At 50.4% G+C, this 20,504-nt stretch carries 20 protein-coding genes; 9 read left to right on the top strand and 11 right to left on the bottom strand.

What is annotated here, in order from left to right; all coding sequences use genetic code 11:
• Window positions 1-46: 46 nt before the first annotated feature.
• Window positions 47-2,299: an ATP-dependent helicase gene (locus AC4QZR_RS09665; protein ID WP_494480718.1), complete on the bottom strand. Its 2,253-nt coding sequence runs from the start codon at window positions 2,297-2,299 to the stop codon at window positions 47-49.
• Between the two features lie 268 nt (window positions 2,300-2,567).
• Between AC4QZR_RS09665 and AC4QZR_RS09660 the strand changes: the two genes are divergently transcribed.
• Together AC4QZR_RS09660 and AC4QZR_RS09655 are read left to right on the top strand one after the other, a co-directional pair.
• Window positions 2,568-4,160: an ankyrin repeat domain-containing protein gene (locus tag AC4QZR_RS09660; RefSeq protein WP_494480717.1), complete on the top strand. Its 1,593-nt coding sequence runs from the start codon at window positions 2,568-2,570 to the stop codon at window positions 4,158-4,160.
• A gap of 76 nt (window positions 4,161-4,236) precedes the next feature.
• A complete protein-coding gene (locus AC4QZR_RS09655) occupies window positions 4,237-4,818 on the top strand; it encodes a DUF3109 family protein (RefSeq protein WP_494480716.1) in 582 nt (193 codons plus the stop codon).
• Between the two features lie 74 nt (window positions 4,819-4,892).
• Here the strand turns inward: AC4QZR_RS09655 and AC4QZR_RS09650 are convergent, their stop codons facing one another.
• From AC4QZR_RS09650 to efp, 4 genes are all read right to left on the bottom strand, one after another.
• Window positions 4,893-5,849 carry a DUF6340 family protein gene (locus AC4QZR_RS09650; RefSeq protein WP_494480715.1) on the bottom strand — a complete coding sequence of 319 codons (957 nt, stop codon included), beginning with the start codon at window positions 5,847-5,849 and terminating at the stop codon, window positions 4,893-4,895.
• Window positions 5,850-5,988: 139 nt separating this feature from the next.
• The gene (gene accC / locus AC4QZR_RS09645) at window positions 5,989-7,332 is read right to left on the bottom strand and encodes an acetyl-CoA carboxylase biotin carboxylase subunit (RefSeq protein WP_253406063.1); all 1,344 of its coding nucleotides are present in this window, start codon (window positions 7,330-7,332) and stop codon (window positions 5,989-5,991) included.
• 128 nt (window positions 7,333-7,460) lie between these two features.
• Complete coding sequence (gene accB / locus AC4QZR_RS09640; RefSeq protein WP_494480714.1) at window positions 7,461-7,958, bottom strand: acetyl-CoA carboxylase biotin carboxyl carrier protein; 498 nt, start codon at window positions 7,956-7,958, stop codon at window positions 7,461-7,463.
• 4 nt (window positions 7,959-7,962) lie between these two features.
• A complete protein-coding gene (efp, locus tag AC4QZR_RS09635; RefSeq protein WP_253406061.1) occupies window positions 7,963-8,526 on the bottom strand; it encodes an elongation factor P in 564 nt (187 codons plus the stop codon).
• A 314-nt stretch (window positions 8,527-8,840) separates the two neighbouring features.
• Here efp and AC4QZR_RS09630 point away from each other — a divergent pair, with 314 nt between their 5' ends.
• A complete protein-coding gene (locus AC4QZR_RS09630; protein WP_494480713.1) occupies window positions 8,841-10,103 on the top strand; it encodes a PAS domain-containing protein in 1,263 nt (420 codons plus the stop codon).
• Between the two features lie 27 nt (window positions 10,104-10,130).
• Window positions 10,131-10,496, top strand: a complete 366-nt coding sequence (locus AC4QZR_RS09625; protein WP_494480712.1) for a histidine kinase — start codon at window positions 10,131-10,133, stop codon at window positions 10,494-10,496.
• Window positions 10,497-10,570: 74 nt separating this feature from the next.
• Here AC4QZR_RS09625 and AC4QZR_RS09620 read toward each other — a convergent pair whose 3' ends face one another.
• The 6 genes from AC4QZR_RS09620 to AC4QZR_RS09595 form a co-directional block, all read right to left on the bottom strand.
• Window positions 10,571-11,569 (bottom strand): beta-ketoacyl-ACP synthase III, encoded by a 999-nt coding sequence (locus AC4QZR_RS09620; protein WP_253406058.1) that lies wholly within the window; start codon window positions 11,567-11,569, stop codon window positions 10,571-10,573.
• A gap of 137 nt (window positions 11,570-11,706) precedes the next feature.
• On the bottom strand, window positions 11,707-12,648 hold the full coding sequence (plsX, locus tag AC4QZR_RS09615) for a phosphate acyltransferase PlsX (RefSeq protein ID WP_494480711.1): 942 nt from the start codon (window positions 12,646-12,648) through the stop codon (window positions 11,707-11,709).
• Window positions 12,649-12,699: 51 nt separating this feature from the next.
• Window positions 12,700-12,897: a 50S ribosomal protein L32 gene (gene rpmF, locus AC4QZR_RS09610; protein WP_076666519.1), complete on the bottom strand. Its 198-nt coding sequence runs from the start codon at window positions 12,895-12,897 to the stop codon at window positions 12,700-12,702.
• A gap of 54 nt (window positions 12,898-12,951) precedes the next feature.
• A complete protein-coding gene (locus AC4QZR_RS09605; protein ID WP_494480710.1) occupies window positions 12,952-13,500 on the bottom strand; it encodes a YceD family protein in 549 nt (182 codons plus the stop codon).
• 66 nt (window positions 13,501-13,566) lie between these two features.
• On the bottom strand, window positions 13,567-14,589 hold the full coding sequence (gene pdxA / locus AC4QZR_RS09600; protein WP_494480709.1) for a 4-hydroxythreonine-4-phosphate dehydrogenase PdxA: 1,023 nt from the start codon (window positions 14,587-14,589) through the stop codon (window positions 13,567-13,569).
• Between the two features lie 7 nt (window positions 14,590-14,596).
• Window positions 14,597-16,030 carry a leucyl aminopeptidase family protein gene (locus AC4QZR_RS09595; RefSeq protein ID WP_494480708.1) on the bottom strand — a complete coding sequence of 478 codons (1,434 nt, stop codon included), beginning with the start codon at window positions 16,028-16,030 and terminating at the stop codon, window positions 14,597-14,599.
• A gap of 159 nt (window positions 16,031-16,189) precedes the next feature.
• Here AC4QZR_RS09595 and rsmA point away from each other — a divergent pair, with 159 nt between their 5' ends.
• The 5 genes from rsmA to AC4QZR_RS09570 all read left to right on the top strand — a co-directional run bounded on the left by rsmA (window position 16,190) and on the right by AC4QZR_RS09570 (window position 20,482).
• Window positions 16,190-16,969: a 16S rRNA (adenine(1518)-N(6)/adenine(1519)-N(6))-dimethyltransferase RsmA gene (rsmA, locus tag AC4QZR_RS09590; RefSeq protein ID WP_494480707.1), complete on the top strand. Its 780-nt coding sequence runs from the start codon at window positions 16,190-16,192 to the stop codon at window positions 16,967-16,969.
• Between the two features lie 4 nt (window positions 16,970-16,973).
• The gene (mgtE, locus tag AC4QZR_RS09585) at window positions 16,974-18,326 is read left to right on the top strand and encodes a magnesium transporter (protein WP_494480706.1); all 1,353 of its coding nucleotides are present in this window, start codon (window positions 16,974-16,976) and stop codon (window positions 18,324-18,326) included.
• A gap of 4 nt (window positions 18,327-18,330) precedes the next feature.
• Window positions 18,331-19,284, top strand: a complete 954-nt coding sequence (locus AC4QZR_RS09580) for an NAD(P)-dependent oxidoreductase (RefSeq protein WP_494480705.1) — start codon at window positions 18,331-18,333, stop codon at window positions 19,282-19,284.
• Window positions 19,285-19,602: 318 nt separating this feature from the next.
• On the top strand, window positions 19,603-20,076 hold the full coding sequence (gene greA, locus AC4QZR_RS09575; RefSeq protein WP_188499819.1) for a transcription elongation factor GreA: 474 nt from the start codon (window positions 19,603-19,605) through the stop codon (window positions 20,074-20,076).
• Between the two features lie 4 nt (window positions 20,077-20,080).
• Entirely contained in the window at window positions 20,081-20,482 is a 402-nt protein-coding gene (locus tag AC4QZR_RS09570) for an HIT family protein (protein ID WP_494480704.1), read from the top strand.
• The last annotated feature ends 22 nt before the right edge of the window (window positions 20,483-20,504 follow it).

Below are 20,504 nucleotides of genomic sequence, written 5' to 3'. Positions count from 1 at the left end.
AAAAATAAAAAAAATCACTCCATCACTAACTCACTCATTCACTAAATCAATTATGTATCCGCAGCTTGGCAAAGCTCAACAAGAGGGTTTTTTCGCCCACTTCGTCGAAGTTGATGATAGCCTTGGTGCTATTGCCCTGTGTGTCCATTTTGCTTACTACGCCAAACCCGAATTTAGGGTGCTCTACTTTCATACCGGCTGCCAGATTCGACGTATCGCTTGGCTGAAAGTCGGCAGGAGCGGTATAGGCTGTGGCGGCCTGCTTGCGCGCCGGCTGCTGTACCAGACTGCTGATGCTGCTCTTGCGCTGCAGCACGCGGTCGAACACATTTCCGCCGCTGGCTGTGTTTTGCTCGCCGTATTTAAAGTTAAGGTACTTCGGATCGATCTCATCGAGGAAGCGGCTCTTCTCGCAGGCGCGCAGGTTGCCCCACTGGTACCTGCTCGTCGCGTAAGTCAGGTATAGCTTTTTCTCGGCACGGGTGATGGCCACATAGAACAGGCGTCTTTCCTCTTCCAAATCAGCGCGGGAGTTCAGCATCATCTGGCTCGGGAAAAGGTTCTCCTCCATACCTACGATGAACACGTTCTTGAACTCCAGGCCTTTGGCCGAGTGGATCGTCATTAGCGTCACAAACTCACCGTCCATATCGGCTTTGGTATCGGCATCCGTAATCAGGGCGATGTCCTGCAGAAAGGCCGACAGACTCTTGTCTTCCTTCTCCGGATCATCCACATACTCTTTAATACCGTTGAGCAGTTCTTGAATGTTCTCGTAACGGGCCAGGCCCTCAACGGTTTTGTCCTGGTACAGGTCATCTACTATACCTGAATGCTTGGCTACGTGCTTGGCTACTTCAAAGGCGTCGGTGTTATCGGCAATGCGTGCAAAGTCCTTGATCATGATCGAGAAGTTCTCGATGGCGGTACCTACCCGATTACCCAGGAACTGACCTGCATTCTGAATTACTTCCCATACGCTGTGATTGGTCTCGTCGGCCGTTACAAACAGTTTCTGTTCGGTTGTCTCGCCAATCCCTCTTTTTGGGTAGTTGATCACGCGGCGCAAAGCCTGTTCATCGTTCGGGTTCACCACCAAACGCAGGTATGCGATCAAATCTTTGATCTCCTTACGCTGATAAAACGACAAACCGCCCACAATCTTATATCGGATGTTCATGCGGCGCAGGGCTTCTTCCATCGCTCGCGACTGGGCATTGGTGCGGTAGAGGATGGCAAAGTCGTCGTAGGAGAGGTGGTTGTTCATCTTCTCCTCAAAAATGGAGGTAGCCACCAGTTTGCCTTCTTCGTTGTCGGAATTGGCTTTGATCACCTCGATCAGCGGTCCCTGCTCATTGTCGGTATAGACGTCCTTCTTGAGCTGCGCCGAATTGTTTTTAATCACCGAGTTGGCCGCATTCACGATGTTCTTGGTAGAGCGGTAATTTTGCTCCAGTTTGAACACCTCCAGCTCCGGGTAATCACGCTCAAAGTTGAGAATGTTCTGAATATCAGCCCCACGGAAAGCGTAGATAGACTGCGCATCGTCACCCACCACCACAATGTTGCGGTTTTGGGCGGCCAGTTTGCGCGTAATGAGGTACTGCGAGTAGTTCGTATCCTGGTACTCATCCACCATCACGAACTTGAAAATGTGCTGATACTTGTTAAGCGCATCCGGATGGTCACGAAAAAGCACGTTGGTCTGGAACAGCAGGTCGTCGAAGTCCATAGCACCGGCCTTGAAGCAGCGATTGGCGTACTGTTCGTATATCTTACCGATCTTCGGGCGCATGGCAGCCTCGTCGTCGGCCTGAATCACGGCATCGTTCAGGTACTGCTTCACAGAGATCAGCTTGTTCTTGGCGGAGGAAATACGGCCCAGCACCACGTTCGGCTTATAGAGCTTGTCGTCCAGGTTCATCTCCTTCACAATGTTGCGGATGAGCGTCTTGGAGTCATCGGTGTCGTAGATCGTAAAGCTTTTCGGATAGCCGATCTTATCCGCCTCGGCACGCAATATGCGCGAGAACACGGAGTGGAACGTGCCCATCCAGATGTTTTTGGCCTCGTTTCCAATCACTTTCTCGATACGATTGCGCATTTCCTTGGCCGCCTTGTTGGTAAAGGTCAGGGCCAGTATGTTGAACGGATCGACCCCCAAACTGATGAGGTGTGCAATCCGGTAGGTGAGTACTCTTGTTTTGCCTGAGCCGGCACCCGCTATGATCATGGCTGGCCCCTCGGTATGGAGCACGGCCTTGCGTTGCGACTCGTTTAGTAAACTAATATAATCCATTTCGTCTCTTCCGCGTGCGTCATTAATAATCCATGCAATTTACACATTCCTATCCGTTTTAGGAACGGCACCTGCACATTTAGAGAACCAGACTGCCCTACCAATTGGTTTCTTATAGAGGAATGCAATTTTGGCCTCTGATTTGTGTGTCTTCAGGCAGCGCTTTTTAGAGAAACGCCGCATTATCTGTATCTTTGTAAAGTTAAGAAGGTTGAAGTGGGCATTTGGCTGCTTTATACCTGAGCAATATATGATCCCTTTACCACGCATGAAGAAACTACTCCTGTTCCTTGCACTGCTCCCGGCCGGGCATCTGGCCGTGGCGCAATCCGATACCAGCCAGGTTGTCAAGGTTATACCTGATTCCCTGAAACAGGTGAAGGTTCCCCGCTCTGCCAAACAGGTATGGCGCACCCCGGAAATGCAGGAAGGTATGGACCTCTATATCGGATTAAAATACAACGAGGCTTACGCCAAGTTCCGCCAGGCAGCTGCGCGCGATGAGGCAGCGGCCTATTACTTTATGGGCCGCATGCATCAGTATGGCGAGTTGGTGGAAGACGGAGCGCCGATTGACGATATCATAACATCTGACTCAGTGGCCTATGTGCGCAACCCTGAGAAGTTCTACAAAGCCGATCCTGACACCGCCCGCATCCTGTTCGAAAAGGCGCTGGAAGGCAGCAGTCTGTTCGGTAATCTGGGTTTGGCAGAGTTAATGACCATCCGTAACGACGAAGATAAGCAGCGCTTTACACGACTCATGCGTAGTGCCGCCCTCGACATCCGCGACATGGCCATAGCAGGCGACGCTTTCAGTAACCGCATTCTGGGTAGTATGTATTATACCGGCTACGGCGAAATGGAGGACAAAGGGTATGCCTATACCTATATCAAGCGGGCCGCTGAGCTCAACGACGTGGTAGCCTATACCTCTTTAGCAAACCTATACCTGAGAGGGGAGGGCGTGAAAGAGAATGTGGCACAGGCGAAGTACTGGCTCGAGAAAGGTGCCGCTGTCGGAGAAAAAGAAGCCCTCTATACCCTGGGTTTGCTTTATGAAGAAGGTAACCTTGGAAAGCCTGAGCCTGATAAAGCACGCAAACTGTACCACCAGGCTATCTCGCAGGGCAGTTCCAATGCCTTTGAGCAGCTCAAGTACCTCAATCAGTCTTCTGACCAGAAACTGGTGCTGGCAGCCATTGAGCGTAACCCCGAAGTAGTGAAGCGGTCGCTGGAAAGTGGTGCCTACGTCAACACTGTGTCTGTGCCAAACGGTTATGATTTTGACTTCAGGCTGCGCACCCCGCTCATGCACGGCATTTACATTCCGTTGCTGCTCGAAGACTATGGCGTGATTTACCAGCCGAAAGTTCGACTGGAAGTGGCCAGCCTGCTGCTAGGTGGCGGCGGCGACGTCAATGCAACCGATCAGGATGGGAAAACCGCCCTGCACTATGCCATGTATGGTGCCCGCATCAATACCGAGGAATTTGAAATTGAGCAGGCACAGTTGCTGGATACCCTGTTCAAATACAAGGCTGATCCGAACATCGTGGACAACAAAGGCAATACCCCGCTCTACTATGCAGTTCGCTTTGCTAACGGTACGCACATGATGGAGATGAACCGTTTGCTGAAAGGAGGTGCCAACCCGAATATCCAGAACCTGGAAGGACTGACGCCGCTTATGCTGGCCTGTCAGCTGGACGGTGGCAACGAGGTGATCGTGATGCTGATCAATGCCGGTGCTGACCCAAGCCTGCGCGACTTTTCTGGCAAAACAGCCATGGACTATACCAAGCGCGAAAGTGTGCAGAATATACTGACGGCGGCAGGAGCAAGGGCGCCTAAACGCTAGTCTAAACTTATTTAACTTTAATTTTGTCTCTTATCTGCCGGTGAGGCCGGTTAGAGAAGCTTATTCCAATACTTACATGATCGTTCTTCAGAATACCGTCATCAGTGACGACATCCGTGATAATTTCTTCGTCTGCAATCTTGAGAAATGCAAAGGGGCCTGCTGTGTGGAGGGCGATCTGGGCGCTCCGCTGGAGGAGGAAGAACTGGCTATACTGGCGGATAACTACGAGCACATCAAACCCTACATGACGGGAGCCGGAAAACTGGCTGTGGAAGAGCAGGGGCTGTACATTCAGGATTTTGAAGGCGATTACTCCACACCAACCATCGAAAACCGGGAGTGTGCCTACGCCTTATACGATAACCAGGGTATACTGAAGTGTGCCATTGAGCAGGCCTATTACGATGGCAAGATCAGCTGGAAAAAACCCATTTCCTGCCACCTGTATCCCATCCGCATTACAAAGTATGATGATTTCGAAGCGCTGAACTACGACCGTTGGAGCATTTGCGCTGCGGCCTGCAATTTTGGGGCTGACCTTGGTGTGAAGGTATATCAGTTCCTGAAGGAACCACTGATCCGTAAATATGGGGAGAGTTGGTATAGCGAACTTACCGAGTTGATCGATAAAGAAGAAAAAGCTGCTACCACCTAAGGTATAGGTATAGCACATAAAACAGCAAAGCCCGGCCATTTTGGTCGGGCTTTGCTGTTTTCATGAGGTGAACACTACTTAATCAGGCCGGCATTGGTCCAGAGTTCGAGCAGTTTGCTAGCTAGTTTATCTCCTTTGCTTTCTGCCTGTCGTGCCCAATAAGTGGCTTGTTCGTAGTCGCCGGCGGCCTCGTAGGCAATAGCCAGGTTATGGGCTGCCTTTATACCTGTTTTAGACGAGAGATCCTGTGCCAAAGGCTGTAGTGTGGCAATAGCCTGCTGAAACTGCCCCAGGAGCAACATGATGTGGGCATCTCGCAGCGGACTTGCCATGTGTACCTGGCGTACCAACAGTGTCGGTTGTGGATAGAACCTATCCCAATAGCTGTAGCCTGTCTCTACCGCCAGCCGGTTCACCACAGGCCCTGCTTTGCCCATAGCCGGACCAATAGCTAGCAGTCCGCTCACCACGGTTCGTGAATCGTAAAATTCCTGCTGCTCCACCGTTGCCTGGTCCAGCAGCATACCTGTGCTGTCGTACAGCGACCAGGTGCTTGCTACGACCAGGTCATAATTGGCAATTTTGGTCCTGTCGCCGTCTTCATCATCATAGCTGTCTACCACTTTCCCAAAGCCCGTTTTGAACTTGTCGAGCGTTAGGATCAGGTGTGGGCTGTACTTCTTAAAAAGTCCGTCAATTTCTTCTTCGTTAAGCCGCTCCGTACTGGCAGGCAGACTGATGGCCTGATCCGGGTTGACCAGCACAAAAGTCGAATCGTTGTAAATAGCACCCATAACGCCCCCGGCAGCCTGGTAGGCTCCGTCGCGTAGTACGGCTGTCACGTTTTCATTTTTATTTGTAGCCTGTGCAGCCGCATCGTAGCGGTTCACGACCAGCACTTTCCACTGGTCGGGGCTCACCCGTACCACAGGGGGGCGAACCGTCTCCATCGTAATCATAGTTGCACAGCCACTCAGCTGCAGCGCCAATACTGTCCATAGAAGAGTAACAAAGAGCCTGCTTGGTTTCATTTCTGTTTCGTGTGAGGTGCGAGACTAAGTTAAGTAAATATGATAATGTCTCTATATTTTAAAACCACATATATCGGGCCAAACAAAAAAACCGACCCTGTTTCGGAGTCGGTTTTCTTTAGTTTAATAAATTCGGAGCTTACAATGAGCTGAAGTCGAAGTTGTCCAGGTAAGCTGTGGTGAAGTTACCTTCCTTGAAGCCCGGGTCATCCATCAGTTTCAGGTGGAATGGTACCGTCGTTTTCACGCCTTCAATCACGAACTCGCTCAGAGCTCGCTTCATTTTCACAAGCGCCTCTTCGCGTGTCTGCGCCGTCACGATCAGCTTTGCGATCATGGAGTCGTAGTTCGACGGGATGGTATAACCAGAGTAAACGTGAGAGTCTACACGAACACCATGTCCGCCTGGTACGTGCAGATTGGTAATCTTGCCTGGAGAAGGACGGAAACCGTTCTTTGGATCCTCCGCGTTGATGCGACACTCGATGGCGTGCATCTTCGGGTAGTAGTTCTTGCCTGTGATACGCTCACCGGCGGCTACCTTGATCTGCTCTTTGATCAGGTCGTAGTCAATAACCTCTTCTGTAATCGGGTGCTCTACCTGGATACGGGTGTTCATCTCCATGAAGTAGAATTCGCGGTGCTTATCTACCAGGAACTCAATCGTGCCTACACCTTCGTAGTTAATGGCTTTGGCACCCTTAATGGCCGCTTTACCCATGCGGTCGCGCAGGTCGTCAGTAATGAACGGAGAAGGCGTTTCCTCTACCAGTTTCTGATGACGACGCTGGATAGAGCAGTCACGCTCCGAAAGGTGCGCTACCTGTCCGTGCTGGTCACCGATCAACTGGATCTCGATGTGACGCGGCTCCTCAATGTATTTCTCCAGGTATAGACCATCGTTGCCGAAAGCAGCCTTCGACTCGGTGCGGGCATCGTTCCAGGCTTTCTCGAACTCGTCCTCGTGCTTGATAATGCGCATACCACGGCCACCACCACCGGCTGTCGCCTTGATGATCACTGGGTACTTAATCTTCTTTGCCAGCTTCTTGCCCTCTTCCAGCGACTTCAACAGGCCGTCAGAACCAGGTATGGTCGGTACGCCCGCTTTTTTCATAGTGTCTTTGGCGGAGGACTTGTCGCCCATGGAGTTGATCATTTCCGGAGAGGCACCGATGAATTTGATGTTGTGCTCGGCGCAGATGCGGGAGAACTCAGCATTTTCAGAAAGGAAGCCGTAACCCGGGTGAATGGCGTCGGCATTGGTGATCTCGGCAGCCGAGATCAGATTGGGCATGTTCAGGTATGACTGCGCACTTGGAGGAGGGCCAATGCATACGGCTTCATCAGCAAAACGTACGTGCAGGCTCTCCTTGTCAGCCGTAGAGTATACGGCCACCGTTTTGATGCCCATCTCCTTACAGGTACGAATGATGCGCAGGGCAATCTCGCCTCTGTTGGCGATTAGTATTTTTTTAAACATAATGTCAGTTTTGGAGATTCTGAGATTTGGAAATGTAGAGATCAGCGTGAAATTGATATAAAAATGGAGAGGGTATTGGCCATCTCCATTTTCAAATCCTCACATTTTCAAATTTTCAAATCGATGAATTAGCTAGGATCTACCAGGTATAGCGGCTGGTCGTATTCCACTGGGTTGGCATTGTCCACCAACACTTTTACGATCTTGCCAGACACCTCTGACTCGATTTCATTGAAAAGCTTCATCGCTTCGATGATACAGATTACCTGTCCCTTTTTCACTTCGTCGCCTACGTTTACAAATGCTGGCTTGTCCGGGCTGGAAGAGCGATAGAAGGTGCCGATCATGGGTGCTTTGATGGCGATGTATTTGCTGTCGTCGCTGGCCGGTGTGGCAGCAGGGGCTGCCGGAGTGGCTGAGGCGGCAGGAGCCTGAGGTGCGGCAACCGGAGCGGCCACAGGGGCTGCCGCGTGATGCGCAGCGCTTGCTGACTCTTTCACATAGCTCACCTTCTGGTCTGGATCGCGCTTCACCGAGATCTTGAATTCTTCTGTCTCAATGTTTACTTTATTCAAGCCAGACTTGGCGATAAAGTCAATAAGGTCCTGGATTTCTTTAGCTTTCATGTTGTTATTTTACTCGTTCTGCGTAAGAATAAGTTCGTGTGTCTACTTTGATTTTTTCGTCCTGCCCAATAAACAACGGTACCTGAATAGTGGCCCCTGTTTCTACAATAGCTGGTTTTGATGCATTAGTGGCCGTGTCGCCTTTCAGGCCCGGCTCGGTGTATGTAATGGTCAACTCCACAAAAGGAGGGATCTCGCAGGTAAGCGGGGCCTCCGTCTCGGCATGGAACAAGATTGTCACTTCCTGGCCTTCTTTCATCAGGTCAGCAAATGGCACCATTTTCTCGTCCAGGGCAACCTGTTCGAAGGTATTCATGTCCATAAAGTTGTAGCCCATGTCATCTTTGTAGATGAACTGGTGCGGGCGCTGCTCCACACGGGCAGTAGTGATCTTATGACCAGCCGAGAAAGTGTTATCTAACATTTTTCCGGTTTTGATGTTGCGCATTTTCGTTCTCACGAAAGCTGGGCCTTTGCCTGGTTTAACGTGCTGAAACTCAACAACTACATAAAGGTCGTTGTTAAATTCCATACACAGACCATTTCTGATATCAGCTGTGGTTGCCATAGTATGCTGTTGTTACGCTTGAAATTGAATGAAACGATAAAAGTATAGCGCAAATCGCTGTCTTGCAAACAAAGTTAGCTATTATACTCAAATATTGATTAAAAAGCTTAGGGCAATCCGCATGGAAAGCAAGCCGGATGTATCCTTACCATAAAGTCCGGAGTATAGCGCGACGAGTCATTTATTTTATATAAATTAGCGATTATTTTAAAAAAAGGCCGTGCCAGCATAGGCGCTTTTATCCTTGTCTGCGTATGGCTGTATGCCCACAGCACCTGACCAGTGCGTTTTTTTAATGTAAATCTCTCCTTTGCATGGATTATAAGCTCATCTTTGAGAACACCCCGGAAGCTATGGTGCTGCTTGACCCCGATATGAAAATCGTAGGGGCCAATAAGCGGTATCTGGAAGTAACGATGCGGCAGCTGGACAATATTCTGGACAAACATTTTTTGCTGGAAGCCTATCCAGAGCCTAATGTGCCCTTTGAAGATAATCCGGTGCGGCTTTCTATTGAAGAGGCCATTCGTAAAGGCCGGAAGGTATACCTCGACGTGATACGCTATGCGATTGCCCGACCTGACGGAAGCGGCTACGACGAGCGTTGCTGGGAAGCCTCCCATACACCCATTCTGAATGAGCAGGGCGAATTGCTGTATGTACTGCAGGAAACCAAAGATGTGACAGAGCGGGAAGAAACAAAGAAGGCTTTGCAGGACATCGAGCAGAAATTCCGGTTCATGGCAGACTCCATGCCGCAACTCATCGATGCCGATGATGCAGCTGGGGATTCGACCTATTTTAATAAGCAGTGGGAAGCCTATACAGGTATAGCGACGGAGCAGTTGATGGCGGGTGGCTGGAAAGCAGCCATTCATCCGGATGATTTGCAAAGCGCCTCTAAAGTATGGCAGCAGTCGCTTGAGAAAGGGGAGGCCAGCCAGGTGGAAATTCGCATACGCGATAAGGAAGGCGATTATCGTTGGTACCTGAGCCGCTACCTGCCCATGCGAAATGAAGATGGTGAGATCAGGATGTGGCTTGGCAGTTGCAGCGATATCCACGACATGAAGAATCTGGTGCAGGAGCTCCTCGCAAGCAACGAGCAAATGTCTGAACTGGCGGATCAAGTGCAGCTCGCTTTCCGCAAAGTCGAGAACGAGCGAATGACATTAGAGCGTTTGATCATGCAGGCCCCGACTTTCTTTGCCATTCTGAAGGGCAAGGAACACCGTTATGAACTCGTGAACACAAAGTACCAGGAACTGTTCCCGCATGTAGCCCTTATCGGTAAAACGGTGGCAGAAGCTTTGCCGGAAATTGCTGATCAGGGTTACATTGATGTACTGAATAATGTATATCAGACGGGTGAAACGTTCGAAGCCAGGGAGATTGTTGTGAAGCTCTCTACTCCGGAGGGCAAACTGGAGGATAATTACCTTACCTTTATCTTCCAGCCGCTCTTTGATGAGCATACGCAAATAATTGGTATACTGGTCGCGGGCTTTAATGTGACCGATAAATATCAAATGAAGAAAAAACTGCAGGAGTTAGGTATAGCAGTAGATGAGTTGTAGTAGCCGCAGCATTTAGGAAAGAAACACGTGAATTCAGCGCAGGTAGATTTACAGCAGATCCGGATTAAACATATTCTGTTTAAGTCCAAGGTGCGTTCTGTGCTATACGGAGGGGTGCTCGATAGCGTATTTTTCTCAGATGCAGGCCCGATCAGTCATTGGTTCCTGCAGGTTGGAAAGGAAAAGTATGGCAGTGAGCCAGAGCTTTACAGTTTGCAGAAAACACACAGCGAGTTGCTGACAAACGCAAACCAGCTGTTCAGCCTCTACCGAAGCGGCAGCATTGACCAGGCGCATGCGGGGATGAAGGATATAGAAAAGCTATCTGACCGTTTTCAGGAACTGCTCATGCAACTGGAGAAGCGACTTGCCTTGCGGGCCGATATGGTATAAATGATCCGGAAATAAGGTCTATAAACAGGAAAAGCGGCATATTAGCCGCTTTTCCTGTTTATAATCAGAGTGAATTATTTCGAGTCGTAAGCCCACTTCAAATAGATGGCGCCCCATGTAAAACCGCCACCGAAAGCCGCCAGAATCAGGTTGTCACCTTTTTTCAGCTGTTTCTCATACTCCCACAGGCAAAGTGGAATGGTGCCACTTGTTGTGTTGCCATAACGCTCGATGTTGAGCATCACTTTGTCGCTGCCCACGCCCATACGGTTAGCTGTCGCGTCGATGATGCGCTTGTTTGCCTGATGAGGAACCAGCCAGGCAACATCTTCTGCTGTCAGGTTGTTGCGCTCCATCACTTCAGCCGATACATCTGCCATACCTTTCACAGCGAACTTAAATACCTGCTGTCCTTCCTGATAAGCGTAATGCTCACGCGCCTGCACCGTTTCGATAGTAGCAGGTTTGCGGCTACCGCCCGCTTTCATATGCAGGTACTGCGCGCCAGTGCCATCGGACTTCAATACGGAGTCCTGTATTCCGTAGCCTTCTGTATTTGGCTCCAGCATCACAGCGCCGCCGCCATCACCAAAAATGATACAGGTAGCGCGGTCAGTATAATCAACGATAGCAGACATCTTATCGGCTCCTACTACGATCACTTTTTTGTACTGTCCTGACTCGATGAACTTAGAGGCAGTGGCCAGCGCGAAAAGGAAACCGGAGCAGGCTGCCTGCAGGTCGTAACCGAAGGCATTTACGGCGCCTACTTCAGCCGTGATCAGGTTGGCCGTGGCCGGGAAAACCATGTCGGGGGTGGTAGTGGCGCAGATGAGGAGTTCTATTTCTTCTGCTTTGGTATTGGTTTTTTTGAGTAAGTCGAGTACTGCCGGTACTGCAATGTGTGAGGTGCCTTTGCCTTCGCCTTTCAGAATGCGCCTTTCCTTAATACCGGTTCGTGAAAGGATCCATTCATCGTTGGTTTCTACCATTGTTTCCAGTTCCTTGTTCGTAAGCACGTAGTCCGGAACATAACCAGCCACTCCAGTGATCGCGGCAGTAATTTTACTCATATTATGAAAGGTATAAGTGTTGGATATTTAAGACGGCAATATAATAAAAAAAACTTGGCACAAACCGTCATTACGCAAAAAGAGTAGTGAGACAGTTTGTGCCAGGAAATGTTTTTGGCCAGGGCCAGCGTCTTTTATTAGACGCCCGTATGCTTTATAAATCGCTCAGACAGGTTAGTGGCTACCATTTTCTGGGCCTGCAGCATCATGTTGCAGACTGCCAGCGGGGAAGAGACACCATGTCCTATAACGGCGTTGCCATTGATACCCAGGATCGGGCTGCCGCCTACGGCCTCGTAGTTGAATTTGTCGAAAAACGGATCGTGCATGTTCTTCTCGTTGAGGATGTCGTAAACAGACTCTGCCATCTTCAGGATGATGTTGCCGGTATACCCGTCGCACACGATCACATCAGCTTTGTCGTTGAACATGTCGCGTCCTTCGATGTTGCCGATGAAGTTGATGTTTGGGTTAACTTTGAGGCGCTGGTGCGCTGCCTGTGTGTTGACAGTGCCTTTGCCTTCCTCTTCGCCCAGGTTCATCAACCCGACTTTCGGATTTTCGATTTCCAGTACGTATTTGGCGTAGATAGAACCAATTTCGCCGAACTGCTCCAGTACTTCAGGTTTGCAGTCAGCGTTAGCACCCACATCCAGTATAATACCGAAGCCACCATTGAGCTTTGGTACCAAACCGCCGATAGATGGTCTTAAAATACCTTCTACGGCTTTTACGCTGAACATGGCTCCTACCAGCATTGCTCCGGTATTGCCAGTGCTGCAAAAAGCATGTGCTTTTCCAGCCTTCAGCATACCAAAACCTACAGCAATACTGGAGTCTGGCTTCTGGGTAAGTGCTTTGGTGGGATGTTCTCCCATGTCAATTACCTGGGTGGCGTTCACCACCTTTATTACAGAACCAGTGTAACCATATTCTTTCAGCAGCTGATTCAGAATATCTTCCTTGCCAATAAGCAGGATTTCATAATCTTCTTCGAGCTGTTCTGCAGCTAACATAGCACCCTTCACGTTTGCTTCAGGTGCATAGTCGCCGCCCATAGCGTCCAGGGCGATTCTCATGTACTGGATGACGTTAAATTATACAGAACTTAAACGGAGTACAGACTTGGGTTACTGAGCGTTTGCTGTATAATTTTTGATCGCCAGTTTGCCTTTGTGGTACAGGTCGCCTTCTACCACGTAAGCATGGTGAAACAGGTGAGGAGTGTCTGTAGTAGGGCAGATTGCAATCGCTTTCTCAGAGAGTTTCTGGTGAGTTCTTCTCTTATCTCTTCTGGTCTTCGAAATCTTGCGTTTAGGATGTGCCATTTTTAGTTATAAATTTACTTGCTGTTATGTAATACTTTATTATTCTACTGCTTGTTAGTTCAGGTTTTTCAAGGCATCCCAACGTGGGTCAACGTCATCGTCGTCATCTCCACCGTTGTCATTTCCTTCACTGTCGCCCGCCTGGCGCGAAGAGTAGATCAGGATATCCCTTTCATCTTCTTCGTCCTGCTCCTCCAAAAAACGTGGGTGGAGCTTCTTCATTGGCAGCGATAAGCCAATGTAATCATACAGGTGCTGTGCTACATTGAGCGTCTGCGTCTCAGGCGTAATCTGCCACAAGTCCTCATCCAACTCGGTGTTTTCCTCTCCATACTTGATCAGCAGCGTCTCTTCGATATCCAGCGGCTGGTCAAATTCCTCCAGACTGCGGTCACAGGTGAGGCGCACGTGCCCTTTAATGTTAAAATGCAGCGTCAGCAGCGACTCGGTCTTATCGAGCTCTACTTTCGCCAGTAGCTTTCCCCCCAGTATGATCTCCTGCTCAAACAAAGCAAAGAATGAATCGTCTATCTCAAACTCGTAATCATGCTTTCTGTTACTGAGTTTGGCTATGCCGATTTCGTAGTCTTTAAGCTTTTTCACTACCGTGTTTTTATTGCAAGACGCAAAATTAGAACATTATTTTGACAAATAAAATAGCAGCCCGATTTATAAAACAGGCTTTTGCTCTGTCTGGCGCTTTTTTATGATGTCGCAGGCAAGGAACAGCGCTTCTCTAAAAGAGGTTTCATCGGCTGTGTGTTTGCCGGCTATGTCGTAGGCGGTACCGTGGTCCGGTGAGGTGCGCACGATCGGCAGGCCGGCCGTGTAGTTCACGCCGGTCTCCATGGCGAGCGTCTTGAAAGGTATAAGCCCTTGGTCGTGGTACATGCTCAACACTGCATCGAACTGCTTGTACATGCGCATGCCAAAGAAGCCGTCGGCAGGGTAGGGGCCAAATACCAGATGCCCTTTGTCTTTCAGGTGCATCACGGCCGGACGGATGATCTCAAGTTCCTCGGTTCCCAACAATCCTTTCTCACCTGCATGCGGGTTCAGACCCAACACAGCAATGCGCGGCTTCAGAATGCCGAAATCATGGCGCAGCGATTCCTGCAGGATGGTGATCTTTCGGATAATCAGGTCGAAGTTGAGTTTGCTGGCTACCTCCTTCACAGGTATATGGCCCGTTACGGTGGCTACTCGTAGGTCGTCGGCCACGAGCAGCATCAGGCTGTCGGCCGCATCGAAGTAGGAGGTCAAAAACTCAGTGTGGCCTGGGAAGCGGAACTCCTCGGACTGGATGTTGTCTTTGTCGATCGGGGCGGTTACTAGGCCGTCCAGTAAACCAGCTTTCAGATCGCGGGAGGCGGCAAGCAGCGAGTCAAGTGAGGCCTTGCCGGATTCCGGTTTTGGTGTGCCTGGCTCTACGGCGATGTCTTCTTCCCAGCAGCTGATCAGGTTGATCTTTTTAGGTATAAGCTCCTGTGCGGAAACCACTTGCTGGTAGTGAAAATGTTCCGCACTCAGGGCTTTGCGCACCTGGTTCATAACTGCGGCAGAACCGTAGATCACGGGCGTGCAGAAATTAAGGATGCGCTGGTCTGAAAGTGTTTTGACGATGATCTCCGGGCCGATGCCGTTCGTATCGCCAATGCTGATGCCTATTTTTGCTTTGTATCTATTGTCCATTTGTTGCTTAGTTAGCCAGAGAGCTAAGGTAGTTGTAAACCAGGCGCACGCCCGATCCGGTGGCCAGTTTGCCACGGTAAGAGTCTTCGCCCAGCAGGTAGGCCGTGCCGGCGATGTCAAAGTGCACCCACGGATAGTCGGTGAAATACTCCAGGAACACACCCGCCGAAATAGCGCCCGCTTCGGCACCGCCCAGGTTTTTGATGTCGGCTATATCAGACTCAATGTGCTTTTTATACTCGTCCCATAGCGGAAACTCCACAATACGCTCATGCTCTGCCTCACCGGCTTTTTTCAAGGCTGTCATCACGTCATCGCCGGCATTGCTCATCGCTACCAGGCCTTCTTTGCCGATGGCGCGGGCCGCGGCTCCTGTCAGCGTTGCCATATCAATAACCAGCTCCGGCTTGTACTTCTGTGCAAAGCTCAGGGCGTCGGCCAGGATCAAACGACCTTCGGCATCGGTGTTGAGTACCTCCACGGTCATGCCGTTGTGCATGGTGAGCACGTCTCCCGGTGCATAGGCCTTGCCGCCCGGGCGGTTGTCGGTAGCAGGTATAAGTGCGATGACGTGCAGCTGCACATTGTTTTTGGCTAAGGCGTATAACACACCGGTTACGGCAGCGGCACCGGCCATGTCGGACTTCATGTAGTCCATGGACTGTGGCGTTGGCTTCAGACTAAGGCCGCCGGTGTCGTATACCACGCCTTTACCTACCAGCACGTAAGGCTTTGTATTGGTAGCCCCTTCCGGCTTCCACTCTAATATATTAAAAGTAGGCGGTTCTTCGCTGCCCTGGTTCACGGCCAGCAAACCTCCCATTTTCAGGGACTGAATCTGCAGTTCGTCAAACACCTGCGTGGTAAAACCGGCTTTTTCACCTAACTCTACCAGTTGCTCACTGAACTGGGTGGCTGATTGATGGCTGTTCGGCTCGTTCACCAGGTCGCGGGTGATGGTCACGGCGTCGAGCACGTTTTGCAGCTCCATCACATCAAACTCCGACAGGTTCTCGTCTGTCAGCACAATGGTCTGCAGCGGGCTTGGCTTGCTGTTTTTAGTCTTGTATTTCTGGAACTGGTAGTTGCTCAGGTATAGGCCCTCTGCCAGGTAGGGACTTGCGTCCGATTTGGTGAGGTCCTGAATAGTCAGTTCCTCTATTTTGTCGGCTTTGAGCTGTTTGAGCAAGGTATAGCCGGCCTGGCGCAGCGCCTCTCGGGTGGCGTTCTGAGTTTTGCCTTCCGGGTACACCACTACGTATACCCGCTGGGTATAGCGGTTCAGGGAGACGATCTTCGCCTCTGCTTCCAGCTGGCGTTTCAGGTAGGCGGTTTCGTCTGAGCTTAGCTCTGGGAGCGAATCCGTCTGGTCAGCCCGCACAATCAGGGCTACGTCTGTATTTTTACCTACTGATGTGTTGTATTTGAGTTGTGTTGGCATTTGTCATTCGTATCTTTGGAGCACGCAATATAGTAAGTATATGGTGTAATGCGAAAACCACGGACGCAGGTATTGTCGGCAACGGTAGCGCATCTAAATAAGGTATAACGGGTTTCCGGCGAAATTGTCTTAATCAGCCGGTGCCATAACACATAGCACGTGAGCAAAGTAAGTCCGAAAAAGCACCTGGGCCAGCACTTTCTGGTCGACCAGAACATCGCCCGCAAAATAGTGGAGCAACTGACGTTGCCCGACGGGGTGGAGGATGTGCTGGAAATCGGCCCAGGTATGGGTGTGCTCACGCAGTATATGCTCGAGCACAAGGAGTACCGCACCACCGTGCTTGACATAGACCGCGAATCCATTGCCTACCTGCAGCAGCATTTCCCGCAATTGGGAGACCGTATCATCTCGGCTGACTTTCTAAAAACCGATTTGAGCAAGCTTTTTCCAGGCAAGTTTTCTATCATAGGCAATTTTCCTTACAACATCTCGAGTCAGATCTTTTTTAAAGTGCTGGAACACCGCGACGTGGTGCCGGAGGTGGTCTGCATGATCCAAAAAGAGGTGGCTGAACGGCTGGCTTCGCCTCCGGGCTCCAAAGCTTATGGCATTTTGAGCGTGCTCCTGCAAGCCTTCTATACCATTGAGTATAAGTTCACAGTGCATGAAAACGTATTTCACCCACCTCCCAAAGTGAAGTCGGGCGTCATCAGTGTGGTGCGCAACAACCGGGAGAGCCTGCCTTGCAGCGAGAAGCTTTTTTTCTCTGTCGTGAAGAACAGTTTTGGAACAAGGCGCAAAACACTGCGTAACTGCCTCAAGACTTTCAACCTCCCGCCGGAAGTTACAACGCAGCCTGTCTTCGACCAGCGGGCAGAGCAGTTGTCAGTAGAGGATTTTATAGCATTGACCCAGCTCGTAGAGCAGAACATATAATACCATGCAGGTAGAGATCACACGTGAATACATAGAACAGGTTGAAGAGGCAATAGCACGCGACGACAAGGGTTTCCTGCTCGAGACCATGACCGACATGTATCCGGCCGATATTACGACGGTGCTCTACGAACTCGACACCAACGAGTCGAAGTACGTGCTGGACCTGCTGCCTCCCGAGACCGGTTCTCAGATTCTCAGTGATCTTGACTACGACATCCGCACCGATTTTCTAGCCTATTTCACCAGCCAGGAGATTGCGCGCTACGTCAACCTGATGGACTCGGATGACGCCGTGGACATCCTGAACGAGATGAACGTGCAGCGTCGCGAGGAGGTGATCGCCCTGATAGAGAACGAGGAGAAGGCGGACGACATTCTGGACCTGCTGCACTACGAAGAGGACTGCGCCGGCGGTCTGATGGCGAAAGAGCTCATCAAAGTGAACATCAACTGGCGTGTGCGGCAGTGCATCGAGGAGATTCGCCGACAAGCCGAGGACGTGGAGCGCATCTATACCGTGTACGTGGTGGATAACCGCGACATTCTGCTCGGCCGACTTGGTATCAAAACGCTCCTGCTTTCCAAAGACGACAAGCTGGTAAAAGACATTTACAACGAAGACGTGATCTCGATCGAGTCGTTCCGGGACGAAAACGAGGTGGTGAGCGTGATGCAAAAGTACGACCTCGAGGCTATACCTGTCGTGAACATTCAGGGCAAGCTGCTCGGGCGCATCACCATTGACGACGTGATTGACGTAATGCAGGAACAGGCCGAACTCAGCCGCCAGCTCATGACGGGTATATCGGAGAATGTGGAGGAAGACGACAGCGTATTCCGTATTTCGCGCTCCCGTATACCCTGGCTCGTAATCGGCATGGTGGGGGGCTTGCTAGCGGCTCATTTTATGGGTTTTTTTGAGGCCGACATTGCCATGCTGCCGGCACTTGCGTTGTTTGTGCCGCTTATTACGGCGACGGGCGGTAACGTAGGTATACAGTCCTCGTCCATCATCATCCAAACACTCTCATCCAACGCGGTGATCTTTGAGAATTTCTCCAAGCGTCTTTTCAAGCTTATTATGGTGGCGTTCCTGAATGCCCTTATCATTTCGGCGCTTGTTTTTGGTTTCACCTATCTGTTCCGGCAGGATCTCAAGCTCTCAACCGTTGTATCAGTAGCACTGTTCTCAGTGGTCATGCTGGCCTCGCTCATGGGTACGCTGACGCCGATGTTGCTCGACAAATTGGGTGTAAACCCTGCAGTTGCCGCTGGTCCATTTATCACGACGGCAAATGACTTATTGGGCTTAGCAATTTATTTTGGGGTAGCGCATATGTTGTATGAACTGTAATAATATGGCGAAACCACGTATCCTGATCATCGAAGAAGTACACGCTAGCCTATTTCCGATGCTAGAAGGTATAGGTATAGACTATGACTACCGTCCGGATATCAAGCCGATCGAGGTATGCGAGGCACTTGTTGGTTTTGATGGGTTGATTGTGCGGAGTAAAATGCGCATTACGGCCGAGACCATCAAACTGGCTGACAAACTCAGGTTCGTGGGTAGAGCTGGGGCGGGACTGGACAATATTGATGCGGAAGCATTGCAGGAGAGAGGTATAGCACTTTTCGGAGCCAACGAGGGAAACCGGCAGGCAGTGGGCGAGCATGCGTTAGGGATGCTGCTCAGTCTGATGCGCAATATCTCACGGGGCGACCGGCAGGTGCGCGACAAGGTATGGCTACGCGAAGAAAACAGAGGTGAGGAGATCGGCGGCAAAACGGTGGGCATTATCGGCTACGGGAATATGGGGCAAAGCTTTGCCCGTGTGCTTAGTGGTTTCGGCTGCCGCATCCTGGCATACGACCGGTTCGCTCCTGAGAAAATCTCAGCACCGGCTGAAGCTGTGTCGCTGGAGGAATTGCAGGCAGAGGCTGATATTGTGAGCCTGCATATACCTTATATATCGGAAAATCGGGCCTTTGCAGATGATGCCTTCTTTCAGAGTTTTCAAAAGCAGACCTGGTTCATGAACACCTCAAGAGGAGAGGTGGTGGACCAGTCGGCCCTCGTTCAGCACCTGCAGACCGGCAAGCTGAAAGGGGCTGCTCTGGATGTACTCGAAAACGAGAAACTGCACAGCCTGACGGAGGAGCAAAACCGGAATTTCGACTACCTGAAATCAGCTGAAAATGTGTTGCTCACCCCCCATATTGCGGGGTGGACCCATGAGTCGTATGTCAAGATAAATGAGGTGCTGGTGCAGAAAATACAGGCCCTGCAGGAGTCAGGCAAGATATCGTAAGAATACCCGATTAGGGCCCGGCCTACGTCGGTGCGTTTACGTATATAAGTGATACAGGCGCCTGAAACAAGTGTTTTTGGTGCCGACAAATAAGTATCGCCGAAAAATTTTGTATTAAAATAAATTTGTATATTTGCTCAAATCAGTGCCACCGGGGGAAGCCCGTGCGCATGTGGCTTACCCATAACCACCGGCTTGTTTTGATGCAGGCTGGCTGAAAAGAGAAAATAAATCAATTACATATTAGGCAAAAAGAACGGTTATGTTTGACATAGCCGTTCTTTTTGTTTTTGTGTTTTAAAACATGAAGACAGTATTATGAGCAACATTTCGTATTACACCGCTGAAGGTTTACAGAAGCTAAAGGAAGAGTTACACGAGCTGAAAACAAAAGGTCGCTCGGAAGTAGCGCGTCAGTTAGCAGAAGCACGCGATAAGGGCGACCTGAGTGAGAACGCTGAGTATGACGCAGCCAAGGACGCACAGGGTCACTTGGAACTGAAAATTGCAAAGCTGGAAGAAGTAGTTGGCAACGCCCGTCTGATAGACGAGTCGAACCTGGACATGAGTAAGGCGCTGATCCTCTCGAAGGTGAAGATCAAGAATCTGAAAAACAACATGGTGATGGACTATACCCTGGTGGCGGAGGAAGAGGCTGACCTGGCCTCCGGCAAGATTTCCGTGAAGTCTCCGATCGGGAAAGGCCTGTTGGGCAAGTCGGTTGGTGAAAAAGCCGAGATAACCGTACCGGCCGGCAAGATCGAGTTCGAAATACTGGAAATCAGTCGCTAAGCTTATGGAGCCATCTATCTTCACTAAAATTGTAAAAGGCGAGATCCCCGCTTACAAAATAGCGGAGGATGATCGCTACCTGGCCTTTCTGGACGTGTTTCCGACAACAAAGGGCCATACCTTAGTTATACCCAAGCAGCAGATTGACTACCTGTTCGACCTGGACGATGCACTATACCTGGGCCTGATGGCCTTTACTAAAAAAGTGGCGGCTGCCATAGAGAAGGCCGTTCCTTGCAAGCGCATAGGTATAGCAGTGGTAGGCCTGGAAGTGCCTCATGCGCATGTGCACCTGATCCCACTCAACAAGATGGCAGACATGAACTTTGCCAACAAGCAGCAGTTCAGTAAAGAAGAATTTGAGGAAGTTGCCGAAAAGATCCGGAAGGAGTATGCGGCTTCTTAAGGTATAGCTATATCTTCAAGTC

Source organism: Pontibacter sp. YIM B11418, assembly GCF_059278805.1.
The sequence above is the reverse complement of the archived record's forward strand: the minus strand, read 5'-3'. Positions and strand labels throughout refer to the sequence as shown.